General features: G+C 68.0%; 12 protein-coding genes. 4 read left to right on the forward strand and 8 right to left on the reverse strand.

Going from position 1 to position 11697, the window contains the following annotated elements; all coding sequences use genetic code 11:
• Window positions 1-161 precede the first annotated feature (161 nt).
• The 3 genes from ASF57_RS17375 (at window position 162) to ASF57_RS17385 (ending at window position 5328) form a co-directional block, all read left to right on the forward strand.
• A complete protein-coding gene (locus tag ASF57_RS17375; protein ID WP_056485419.1) occupies window positions 162-2324 on the forward strand; it encodes a molybdopterin oxidoreductase family protein in 2163 nt (720 codons plus the stop codon).
• 448 nt (window positions 2325-2772) lie between these two features.
• A complete protein-coding gene (locus tag ASF57_RS17380; RefSeq protein ID WP_056486088.1) occupies window positions 2773-3783 on the forward strand; it encodes an SDR family oxidoreductase in 1011 nt (336 codons plus the stop codon).
• 135 nt (window positions 3784-3918) lie between these two features.
• Window positions 3919-5328, forward strand: coding sequence for a cytochrome ubiquinol oxidase subunit I (locus tag ASF57_RS17385; protein ID WP_056182457.1), 1410 nt, complete (start codon window positions 3919-3921; stop codon window positions 5326-5328).
• An 18-nt stretch (window positions 5329-5346) separates the two neighbouring features.
• Here the strand turns inward: ASF57_RS17385 and ASF57_RS17390 are convergent, their stop codons facing one another.
• The 8 genes from ASF57_RS17390 to crcB form a co-directional block, all read right to left on the reverse strand.
• Window positions 5347-6024 (reverse strand): response regulator transcription factor, encoded by a 678-nt coding sequence (locus tag ASF57_RS17390; protein WP_056182461.1) that lies wholly within the window; start codon window positions 6022-6024, stop codon window positions 5347-5349.
• A gap of 248 nt (window positions 6025-6272) precedes the next feature.
• Window positions 6273-7169, reverse strand: a complete 897-nt coding sequence (locus tag ASF57_RS17395) for a diguanylate cyclase (RefSeq protein WP_056485421.1) — start codon at window positions 7167-7169, stop codon at window positions 6273-6275.
• 120 nt (window positions 7170-7289) lie between these two features.
• Window positions 7290-7835 (reverse strand): hypothetical protein, encoded by a 546-nt coding sequence (locus tag ASF57_RS17400; RefSeq protein WP_056485423.1) that lies wholly within the window; start codon window positions 7833-7835, stop codon window positions 7290-7292.
• Between the two features lie 307 nt (window positions 7836-8142).
• Entirely contained in the window at window positions 8143-8403 is a 261-nt protein-coding gene (locus ASF57_RS17405; protein ID WP_244476989.1) for a hypothetical protein, read from the reverse strand.
• Window positions 8404-8566: 163 nt separating this feature from the next.
• Window positions 8567-8725 carry a hypothetical protein gene (locus ASF57_RS26515; RefSeq protein ID WP_200935887.1) on the reverse strand — a complete coding sequence of 53 codons (159 nt, stop codon included), beginning with the start codon at window positions 8723-8725 and terminating at the stop codon, window positions 8567-8569.
• Between the two features lie 97 nt (window positions 8726-8822).
• Window positions 8823-9170 carry a hypothetical protein gene (locus ASF57_RS17410; RefSeq protein ID WP_056182471.1) on the reverse strand — a complete coding sequence of 116 codons (348 nt, stop codon included), beginning with the start codon at window positions 9168-9170 and terminating at the stop codon, window positions 8823-8825.
• Entirely contained in the window at window positions 9167-9421 is a 255-nt protein-coding gene (locus tag ASF57_RS17415; protein ID WP_056485425.1) for a hypothetical protein, read from the reverse strand. The genes ASF57_RS17410 and ASF57_RS17415 overlap by 4 nt, the downstream gene beginning before the upstream one ends.
• A gap of 316 nt (window positions 9422-9737) precedes the next feature.
• Complete coding sequence (gene crcB, locus ASF57_RS17420; RefSeq protein ID WP_056182479.1) at window positions 9738-10106, reverse strand: fluoride efflux transporter CrcB; 369 nt, start codon at window positions 10104-10106, stop codon at window positions 9738-9740.
• A 432-nt stretch (window positions 10107-10538) separates the two neighbouring features.
• On the opposite strand from crcB, the gene ASF57_RS17425 reads away from it, so the two are divergent.
• Window positions 10539-11666 (forward strand): tlde1 domain-containing protein, encoded by a 1128-nt coding sequence (locus ASF57_RS17425; RefSeq protein ID WP_056485427.1) that lies wholly within the window; start codon window positions 10539-10541, stop codon window positions 11664-11666.
• The last annotated feature ends 31 nt before the right edge of the window (window positions 11667-11697 follow it).

An 11697-nucleotide genomic window follows, 5' to 3' on the forward strand; every position in this document is an offset into this window, starting at 1 on the left:
CGCGCCGATCCGCGACAAAACCGTTGGTACCATGGCCCAACACTCATTTGGCCCTTCCACCGGACCAAAATTTGGAATTGTTTGCACTTGAGTGCATTGTGCTGACGCACTGGGCCGGCCCGCCAGAAAAATAAGGCGGGACGCTCGGCCGTGGAGGAAACATGAACGAGATCGTCAAGCCCGACTCCCTGATCGTCGCCGAGGCCGAGAGCCTGACCGAGACCTTCTTCGGCGGCTGCCCGCACGACTGTCCCGACACCTGCTCGATGATCTTCGAGGTCAAGGACGGGGAGCTGCTCGGCGTGCGCGGCAATCCAGATCATCCGATGACCCGCGGCGGTTTGTGCGTGAAGCTGAAGGACTACGAGAAGCGCCATTACCACCCGGACCGGCTGCTCTACCCGATGAAGCGCGTCGGCCCGAAGGGCTCCAAGCAGTTCGAGCGCATCACATGGGACGAGGCCCTCGACACCATCGTCACGCGCTGGAAGGCGATCATCGACCAGTACGGCCCCGAGGCGATCGCGCCCTACAGCTACCTCGGCAACCAGGGCCTGGTGCACGGGTTGAACGGCGGCGATGCCTTCTTCAACCGCATGGGCGCCACCGTGACCGAGCGCACCTTCTGCGGCGAGGGCTCGTGCACTGCCTGGCTTCTCACCGTCGGCCCGACCGCGGGACTCGACCCGGACAGCTACATCCACTCCAAGTACATCGTGATCTGGGCCTGCAACTCGGTCAGCACGAACCTGCACCACTGGGCCATCGTCAAGGACGCCCAGAAGAAGGGCGCCAAGGTCGTCGTCATCGACACCTACGCCTCCCGCACCGCCAAGGCGGCCGACTGGCACATCGCGCCGAAGCCCGGCACCGATGGCGCGCTCGCCATGGCGCTCATCAACTCGATCATCGAGCAAGGCCTGGTCGACCAAGACTACGTCGACAACTACACGGTCGGCTTCGAGGAGTTGAAGGAGCGGGCCAGCACCCGCACGCCGGAATGGGCTGCCGAGATCACCGGCGTCCCGGCCGAGGACATCCGCAAGCTCGCCCGCGAGATGGCGACCGAGCAGCCGGTCGGCATCCGCATGGGCGTGGCGCTGGAACGGCATTACGGCGGTGGCCAGACCATCCGGGCGGTGTCGTCCATCCCGGCGCTCACCGGCGCCTGGCGCCACGTCGGCGGCGGCGTCACCCAGTTCGGTGTCTGGGAGCATCCCTACAAGTTCGACGTGATGTGCCGGCCCGACCTGATCCCGGAGGGTACCCGCGTCATCAGCAACCTTCAGATCGGACGCGCGCTCACCGGCGAGCTGAAGCTCGACCCGCCGATCATGTCGATGATGTGCTGGAACTCGAACCCCGTCACGCAGGCGCCCGAGACCGACAAGATCGTCGCCGGGCTGATGCGCGAGGACCTGTTCATGGTCTCGGCCGAGCACTTCATCTCGGACACCGCCTCCTATGCCGACATCGTGCTTCCGGCGACGATGGGCGCGGAGATGGAGGACATGATCCTGTCCTGGGGCCACCTCTACCTGACCTACAACACCAAATGCGCGGAGGCGCCCGGCGAGGCGATCCCGAACAACGAGATCTTCCGCCAGCTCGCCGCCCGGCTCGGTTTTGAGGAAGAGAACTTCAAGTGGACCGACACGGAGTGCCTGGAGCACTACGTCGACTGGAACGCGCCGGCCTGCGAGGGCATCGACCTCCAGTACATGCGCGAGCACGGCTTCGCCCGGCTGAAGGTCGGCACGCCGGACGACCGCGCGCCCCACCGCGAGGGCAACTTCCCGACGCCGACCGGCAAGTGCATGTTCATGGTCGAGGGCGCCACGAACTTCGTCGCGCCACCGTTCCGGCAGATGTACGAGGGCTTCCAGCCCGGCGAAGCGCTCGATCCGCTACCCGACTACCTCGGCCCGCGCGAGTCCCACACCAACGACCCGGCACTGGCCAAGCGCTTCCCGCTCAACATCGTCTCGCCCAAGAGCCACTACTTCCTGAACTCCTGCTACGCCAACATGGAGGACAAGCAGAAGGGCCAGGGCGAGCAGTTCGTGATGATCAACCAAGCCGACGCCGACACCCGCGGTATCAGGGACGGCGACAAGGTTCAGGTTGCCAACGACCGCGGCGCCTTCAAAGGCGTGGCGCGCATCACCGACGATGTGAAGGCCGGCATCGTGGTCGCGACGCTCGGCTACTGGCGTCAGCTCAACGAGGGCACGGTCAACAGCATCTCCTCGGGGGCCTTCACCGACATGGGCCACGCCCCGTCCTTCTCGGACAACCTCGTCGAGGTGGCCCGGGCGAACTGAGGTCAACGCTTGGCTGCGCAGCAAACAGGCGTCCTACGGGACGCTTGTTCCTGATCCACGGTTCTTTGGTCAGCCTGCGCCGAGAACGCATTGTGAGAGCCCCCGGGTGTTCGTCGAAAGCACGGCCAGGTGTCCGCTTCTTCCATCCTCACGCCCGAACGCGGACCGGCAAAAATCCATCCGGTTCAGGCGTCGGTCATCCTCCACCAAGCTGCTGCGAAGCGGAGCTTCTTGAGGTCGGTGAAGGGACACAAACAGACGGAACCGAGTGTCAGGTTTCGCCCACGAGAAGCTTTCCGCGATCCCGTGTCGTTTGGGCACGCCGGTCGAAGAGCAACGGCGCTGGCGTGAGACCGTTGGCGCAAGCTGTCGTCGGCAGACGTCTTGGACAGGCTGTCTTGGACAGGCTGTCTTGGGCAAGCTCTCCCGGGTTGAGGATACCAACATCATGACCAAGGTCGCGGTCGTTACCGGTGGAACCGCCGGAATCGGGCTTGCCACCGCCCACCTCTTCGCCCGGCGCGGCTGGGCGGTCGCGGTCATCGCCCGCGATCCGGAGCGCCTGCGGAGGACCGAGGCCGCGCTCGCGGCCTATGGCGGGTCCGTCCTGGCGATCTCGGCGGATGTGGCGGATGCGGCTGCAATCGACGCCGCCGCCGAGCGGATTGAGGGCGAGATCGGGCCGATCCGGGCCTGGGTCAACAACGCGATGGCGACCATCGTGAACCCGGCCGACCGGATCACGCCGGACGAGTACAAGCGGGTCACCGAGACGACCTATCTGAGCCAGGTCTACGGAACGCTCGCGGCCCTGCGCCACATGAAGCCGCGCAACCGGGGCGCCATCATCCAGGTCTCGTCCGGCCTCGGCATCCGCGCGGCGCCGCTACAGGCGCCCTATTGCGCGGCGAAGTTCGCGGTCTCGGGCTTCACCGACGCCCTGCGCTCCGAACTGATCCACGACGCGGTCGACGTCTCCCTCAGCGTGGTCTACCTGCCGGCCGTCAACACCCCGCAGTTCAACTGGGCCCGCAACCGCACCGGCCACGGGCAGTACGCCCCCGACCCGGTCTACGATCCGCGCCTCTGCGCCGAGGCCATCGTCGCCACGGCCGAGAATCCGAGCCGCGAGGTCTGGGTCGGCCACAGCACGGTGATGATGGCCGCCGCCCAGGCCCTGATGCCGGGCTACGCCGATGCCAAGGCCGCCACGATGTGGTCGGCGCAGCTGACCGATGAACCGGCGCCCGACAAGGCCGGCAACCTCTTCGCGCCGGTGCCGGGCGATGTGGGCATCGACGGGCGCTTTTCGGACCGGACCAAGGCCACCCGCAGCGCCTATTGGACGAGCCGGGATCGCGACCTTCTCGTCGCCGGCCTGACCGGCGTGGTCGCCCTCGGCCTGTTCGGCGTCGCGGCGCTGGCCCGGGCACCGCGGCGGCTGTTGCGGAGGCCCTGAGCGCGGCGGCTCCGTCTCTCCCCCCGGGCTGCGACCTGAGCGGCCCCGGTGAACCGGGTGCAGGTTTGGCGTCTTCTACGCTATAGCTGTTCCAAGGTTCCCTGATTCCGGGCACCGCATCGGACGAGGTTTCCTATGGAAGTCGACGCGCTCCTGCTCTCGCGCATCCAGTTCGGCTTCACCATGGCCTTCCACATCATCTTCCCGGCCTTCACCATCGGGCTGGCGAGCTTTCTCGCCCGCCTGGAAGCCCAGTGGCTGTGGACCAAGAACCCGATGTACCGGAACCTGTACCGGTTCTGGGTCAAGGTCTTCGCGGTTTCGTTCGGCCTCGGCGTCGTCTCCGGCATCGTGATGAGCTACCAGCTCGGCACCAACTGGTCGCGCTACTCCGACTTCACCGGCAACGTGCTGGGGCCGCTGATCCAATACGAGGTCATCACCGCCTTCTTCCTCGAAGCGGGCTTCCTCGGGATCATGCTGTTCGGCTGGGATCGGGTCGGCGACCGGCTGCACTTCGTCTCGACCTGCATGGTGGCGCTCGGGACGCTGATCTCGGCCTTCTGGATCCTGTCCGCCAATTCGTGGATGCAGACGCCGGACGGGTTCGTCGTGGAGAACGGCCGGGCCATCGCCACCGACTGGTGGAAGGTGATCTTCAACCCGTCCTTCCCGATCCGCTATGCCCACATGGTGCTGGGCTGCTTCCTCACCACGGCCTTCGCGGTGGCGGGCATGTCGGCCTGGATGATCCTGCGCGGGCGCAAGGAACCGGCCGAGAAGGTGGCGGGCGCCCGGATCTCGCTGTCCATGGCCCTGTGGTTCGCGGTGATCTTCACGCCGATCCAGATCTTCGTCGGCGACAGCCACGGTCTCGCGGTGCTCAAGCTGCAGCCGACCAAGCTCGCGGCGATCGAGGCCAACTGGGACCGGCAGGCGAACATGCCCCTGCTGCTGTTCGCGATTCCCAACATGGAGGCGGAGAAGAACGACTTCGAGATCGGCATCCCGCGGCTCGGCAGCTTCATCCTCACCCACGACTTCTCGGGGGTGGTGCCGGGCCTGAAGGACGTGCCGCGCGACCAGCGCCCGCCGGTCTGGCCCGTGTTCTATGCGTTCCGCATCATGGTGGCGATCGGCATGGCCATGCTGGGCCTGAGCCTGTGGAGTCTCTACCTGCGCTGGCGGGGCACGCTCTACACGAACCGCTGGTTCCTCAGGGCGGCGATGCTGATGACGCCGTCCGGCTTCGGCGCCGTCCTGTTCGGCTGGTTCACCGCCGAGATCGGGCGCCAGCCCTACATCGTCTATGGTCAATTGCGGACGGCGGACGCGCATTCGCCCCTGACGGTCAATGCCGTGACGACCTCCCTGATCGCCTTCCTGATCGCCTACGCGTTCATCTTCGGCTTCGGCAGCTACTATCTCGCCAAGCTGTTGCGCAAAGGCCCCGAGCCCCTCGAGGAGGCCATGCGCGGCGGCGACGTGGCGCAGAAGCCCAAGCGTCCCCTCTCCGCGGTCAACGAAAGTCTCACCCCCGCCTGAGGGGCATCGTGGCCCGGCTCAGAGCCGGGCCACGCACTCGCTCTGGTGCTGGACCCGTCCGCGCTCGCCACCCGACCGCATGGGGCTGGCCTCGACCACCGGAGCGAGCCCGAGGTGGCGCGCCAGGGCGACGAGGTCTTTCAGGCGACCGGTCTGGGTCTTCCGACGCAGGTTGAGGCGGTGGGTCTCCACCGTGCGCACGCTGAGGTTCAGGCGGCGAGCCACCTCCTTGTTGCTGAAGCCGGCGCTGAGGAAGCGCAGGATCTCCGCCTCACGCGGCGTCAGGCCCTCGCTGGCGGGCAGCACGGCCGGCGCCGGCGTCTCGGCGCCCCGCGCCTCTGATCGGGCGGCCAGACTCAGGATGGCGCCGCACACGTCCCGCGGCGTCGCGCTGCGGGCCACGAAGGCGTCGGCGCCCGCTTCCACCAATTGGCGCAGCAGGTCGGCGCGCAGCAGGTCGAAGCCCACCAGGACGTTTAGGCCCGGCGCGCGCTCCTTGAGAGCCGCGATGTCGGCGGCAATCGAGGCCTCCGGCTGCGATCCGACGAAGACCAGGGCGACGCTCCGCGCCGGTGCGCGCGCGAGATCCGATTCACTTAAAGTCTGCAGACGCGGCTCATGTTCGATCACCGCTCGAAAGGTCGAGGCGAACCCGGATGGCTCATTGACGATCAAGACTCCGACGGCGTCATTCATGCCGCATTACTCCCCGTTGTCCCGCCACGACACACCGCGACGGCCCTTGGGAGAGTCAGATCAATTTCCGTTCCAGAGCTTTATTGACCAAACCTCGGGCGAAACCCCGTCGACCTGCTTCGAAACTCGCCTGAAATCCCGCAAGACTGTGGTGAACGCTGTGCAGATGCCCCACCCTGGTCGCGGGCCTCGTCCCGCACTGGGACAGACGACGCGGCCGGACGGTTGGGAATTCTTCGGGCGCCGGCTCAGCCGGCACGGGCCAGGACGAGATCGGATGCGGCGCTGACGACGCGGTTGCGGCCGGTGGTCTTGGCCTCGTAGAGGGCGATGTCGGCGCGCTTGAGCAGGCCCTCGACGGTGTCGCCCTCCGACCATTCGCTGACGCCGAAGCTGCAGGTGAGGCGGATCGGCACGCGGCCGCCGCGGATGCGCAGGGCCTCCATGGCACGGCGCAGGCGGGTGGCGATGGCCTCGGCCTCGGTACCGGCCCGGTGCGGCAGGACGATCCCGAATTCCTCGCCGCCGAGGCGGCCGACGATTCCGTCCAGCGCCAGTTCGCGGCAGACGGCCTGGATGGCGGCATCGCCGACATCGTGGCCGTACTCGTCGTTGATGCGCTTGAAGTGGTCGATGTCGAGCAGGATCGCCGACATCTTGCCATGGTCGCCGACCCGCTCCGCGGCATCGCGCGACTTCTGCAGGAAGGCGCGGCGATTCAGGAGACCCGTGAGCGAGTCGGTCTCGGCCAGGCGGATCAGTTCGCTCTGCATCGTAGTCAGGCGCTCGGCGGCCCGCAGGCGGGCATGAAGCTCCTCCGGTCCCGGCGGCTTCTCGATGAAGTCGTCGGCGCCGCTGTCGAGGGCCTCGGCGAGGTTCCGCGCGTTGCGGGCGGACGACATCGTGATGACATAGAGCGGGCGATTGGCCTCCGCCAGCAGACGGGCGGACCAGCACAATTCGAGGCCGCCCAAGGGCCGGACCTCGAGGCTGGTGATCAGCACCCGCACCGATGCGGTGTTCTCGACATAGTCGAGCGCTTCCGCCGAGTCGGTAAAGGCCGTGACGGTGTGGCCGTTGGGTTCCAGCAGGGCCGAGATCATCTTGAGCACGACCCGACTGGTGTCGACGAGGACGATATGCATGGCGTGGCCCGACCACCTTCACGGTTGTTGACGTGAGGATGACAGGAACAGATTAACCGGTTGCCAAAGCGTCTCGAGCCGAAACATCTTCCGTTCGTGGGCGGACAGCCCTGGCCGAGCCTATCGGTGCGAGACGCGAACCGGGATGACGCGCGCGCCGCCGCTCATCTCGGCTGCGGCGGGCGCAGCCTGGACGGAGGCCGGCCCGGTCTGCCGTGCGGGCTCCGACCAGCGGCCCCGGCGATCGCGAACCACAACCCTGGAGCGGCCCATCGCGGACCGGGACCGGATGGTTCCGCGAGCCTCGGCGCGCGGCGCTTCGATGACATAGACGGTCGGCGTGCCCGGGCGGGTGCTGCGGATGCCCGCGACGGTCGGAATCCCGTAGGTGCCGTAGCCCCAGGCGCTCGGCACCAGCTCGCTCGGGCGGGGAACCCGCGTCAACGGTGCCCCGACATAGGCGCCCTCGATCAGCGCGCCGCCGTAGCCGTAGCCCTGGTCGTGCCCATCCGGGAAGGCCTGGCCGTAGGGCGAGCGGTGGCCATAGCCCGACGTTCGGGCGTACGCGACATCCTGGGCGCAGGCCGCGCCGGTCGCGGCGGCGAGAACCAGGGCCGCACCGAGGAGGCGGGCGCCGAGGGGCGCCGTCAGGAAGCGAGTGGTCATGGGGGGCCGAACTCCGACGCGCGCCGATCCGGAGGAAAACCACCCCATTCCACCGGTCGTTCCCGCCTCCTGCGCAACGGACACCGTCGAAGACTGCTTAGGGCGCGAGGCAAGTTAGGGCGCGAGGCAAGGCGCGCCGAACGCAGCCCGGAACAGAAGCGGCCCAAGACAAAAGCAGTTCAGCACGAAACAGCAGTTCAAACGAAAAACCCTGCCGGGCGGCAGGGTTTCGGTGTCTCGCGTCAAAAATCTCGGCCTCAGGTCTTGAGACTGGAAATTTTCAGCCCATCCCGTGGAGACAACCCGCCTAACGGCAGGTGGTGACCCGGCGCACGATCCAGCCTTCGCCCTCGATCCACAGGCGTCGACGCGAGCGGCTGCAATTGACCGCCTCGTCCTCGGATTCCGTCACGGCCGCCACCGGTGTAATCGTCGGGCTGGAGCCGGAGGCCTTGGCCGGCCCCTGATCGGCCGCGGGTGCCGCCATGACGCCACCACCGGAGACGCCGAATCCCATCAAGAAGAAAGCGCCCGCGAGTGCGGGCATCCGCAGTCGATTTGCCATCATCGAAAAGTCTCGCTCGCACATCCCTCGGTGGACGTGCCCTCAACGTGTCGGGTTTGCGCAACGGCCTGCGTTGCTGCTTGAACAGTTAAGTCGCGAGCGGGCTGAAGGGTTGCAGTCAAGAGACCTGCCGGAGCATAAATCGTTGCTCGGCAACGCCGAAATCTCAGGGCGTCGCCGTGACGGACAACATCGGCAGCGTGATCGCCAATTCGGTGACGGCGGCCCGCGGCGTGGCCCGGTCGGACACCACCAGCGCGCCCAGCCCGAGGACGAGACTGAAGGCCAGCAGGGCCGTCTCGATCCCGCGATAGAACCCGTCCATCTCACATCTCCGGCGCTGCGATGCCCGGCCGACCGCGCGGCCCCGCATCGCCCATGATCGCCCGGGGAGTGTGAGGGAACCGTAACCGAAGCGCGGTTCAGGCCCGCCCCAGCACCGCCATGTGGGCGAGGTCCGGTTCGGGCGGCTGCATCAGGGCGGCCGCCAGATGGGCTTCCAGCACGATGAGATCGCAATCCGGGTCCGGCTCCCAGCCGCAGCGGCACCCGTTCGGGCCTTCATGAGCCTGAGCCACCTGGCGGTAGAGGGCCCCGACGACGCGGGCCGCCACCTCCAGGGCCGACATCGCCGGCAATGGCGCGCGGTTCAGGCTCTGCCAGAACGCCCGGCGCAGGGCCTCGTCGAGGTGACCCTCGGGCGACGCCGACTCGGCGCAGGCCGGCCTGGCCTGTCCGGCGACCGTCCGGGCGGCATCTCCACCGCTCACGCGCGCTCTCCCAATGCCCAGTTCGCAGGTTCCCAGGTCGCGGGTTCCCAGGTCGCGGGCGCCCGATCGCTCATCCCCCGGCCCTCCGCCCGCGTCCGCCAGTGCGCCGGAACCAGCGCCGGGTCCGCCTCCGGCACGCCGGCCAGCGCGTCGATGATGTCGGTCAGGCGATGCAGCCGCAGGTCGAGGGCCGAGCCGTCCCACCAGGCGAGCCGCGCATAGCCGCGCATCCAGTCCAGCGTGCGTTCCATCGTCCTGCTCTCCCGGCGGCTTTTGTTCGGTGGAGGCAAGGTTTGAAAGCTGGCACTCGGCTTGGCAAGCAATTCAGACAAGATTGGAATTGATTGAATCTTGCATCATTCCAATATTCGGTCAGTTTTAATTTGGAGGCATTCCACGCGCGGAGAAAACGGGCCATCTTTCCGGCGCTTGCCCGGACGGACTCGGTCTCCGGCAGACTGTCGGCCCCGAACGATCGGCGGGACGGCCCCGGGCTCGGTCCGGCCGCCGCGCCGTCTCGTGCCGCACGGTACCTGGCACGCAGGCCTCAGGCCGATTCGGCCTTCGTCACAGGATCATCCGCATGATCATGAGGCCGAGGAGCAGACCGGCCAGGCCGAGCACCATCGAGCCCAGGATGTAGATGATCGCCGCACCGACCTCGCCGCGCTCCAGCAGCAGGATGCCGTCGAGCGCGTAGGAGGAGAAGGTGGTGAAGCCGCCGAGCACGCCGGTCGCGAGGAACAGCCGCATCGGCTGGCTGCCGCTGCGCATGGCGTACCATCCGGCGAGCACGCCCATCAGGATCGACCCGAGGATGTTGATGCCCATCGTGCCGTAGGGAAAGCTCGTGCCGAAGCGCAGGGCGGCGAGCCCGACACCGTGGCGGGCCATGCCGCCGAGACCGGCGCCGAGAAAGACGATGAGGAACCCCATGCGGCCGCGATCTCCCTGAAACCGGCAACCGGCCCGGATCGCTCGACAGCATACGCCCAAATTCCGCAGGTGCGCCGTCCGATCCCGGTTTGCCCCCGAGGTCCACAGGGTCGGTCCCGCTTTTTTCGCGTCGGCGGTTCGACGGTGGGAAAGTGGAAGCCGGCACGTGAGAGACGGCAAGTGGGAGTTGGTGAGCAAGGGCCGGGAAAAGGGCCGGGAAGCGGGCGTTTTGCGGACAACGCATCGTTTCGGCGACAAGATGCGCTGCGGTTTATCTCGGATTAACCAAGTTGGGGCTGTAGTGGTCCCGTTAAGATTGATGTTTCCTCAACGGGCACCTTCGTCCGATCCTGGTTTCGCTTAACCTTTTCTTCAGGTGTGCGCAGCTGGACCGGTGTCCGTTCGGGACTTGCGTATCCGAGTAGCGCCCGCATGAACGACGCTGTGTATCCGTACGGCCGCCGTCTCCGCCGCCCTCGCCGGCCGCGCGGTCGGGTGCTGCTCCAGACGTCCCTGGTCGCGCTGCTCTGCGGCGTCTTCCCGCGCCTGACCGCGCCGGAGGGGCCGGTGCCCGCCGGACCGGGACCGTCCGTCCTGGCGGCGGTCCGCGCCCCCAGCGCCTCCGCGTGGATGCTCGACCCGACCCCGGCGCTCGGGGCGTCCGTGCCCCGGCTGGCGCAGGCTTTGCCGCTCGCGGCCACGCTGGTCCCGGCGGTTGCGCCCGCCACCGTGCTGGCGATGGTGACGCCGCGCGCCTTGCCGGCCACGCCGATGCGGGTATCCCAGCCGATAGCGCAACCGGTGGCCCAACCGGTGGCCCAGCTCGTTCCCCTGCCGGTCCCGCGTCCGGCCGGGCTCCTGGCCCAGGTCCAGGCCCAGGTCCCGGGTCAGGCCGAGCCGGCCCGCTTCGCCCTTCGGTCCGAGCCGGCCCTGCGCGCCCTGACGACGCGCCGGACCCGGACGGAGCGGGCGCAGGCCAATGCCGAGGCCGAGCGCTCGTTCTTCGACACGGTGTTCGGGACCCGCCCGGCGCCGGACCCGGAACCGCGCACCACCCTCGCCTACGCGTCGGTCGATCCGACCATCGATCCGGGACCGCGCCGGATCATCGAGAGCAATCCGGGGGTGAGCGCCGGCACCGCCGTCTACGACATCACCGCCCGCACCGTGACGCTGCCGAGCGGCGAGCGGCTGGAGGCTCATTCGGGTCTCGGCGAGAGCATGGACAACCCGCGCCACGTCCATCGCCGGATGCGCGGCTCCACCCCGCCCGGCACCTACGACCTCACCGAGCGCGAGGCCCTGTTCCACGGCGTGCGGGCGATCCGGCTCAACCCGGTCGGCGGCAGCGCGGCGATCCACGGCCGCGACGGCATCCTGGCCCATACCTACATGCTGGGCCCGAGCGGGGCCTCCAACGGCTGCGTCTCCTTCCGGGACTACAACCGCTTCCTCCAGGCCTACCTGCGCGGCGAGGTCCGCCGCCTCGTGGTGGTGGCCGGACGCGGCGATGCGGGTCCGAGCTTCGCCGAACGCCTGTTCGGCCGCGCGACGCGCTGAGCGCCGCGCACCGGGGGGCACGCGGCTCTCG

It is taken from the genome of Methylobacterium sp. Leaf117, assembly GCF_001422985.1.
In the GTDB taxonomy this organism is placed as follows: Bacteria; Pseudomonadota; Alphaproteobacteria; order Rhizobiales; family Beijerinckiaceae; genus Methylobacterium.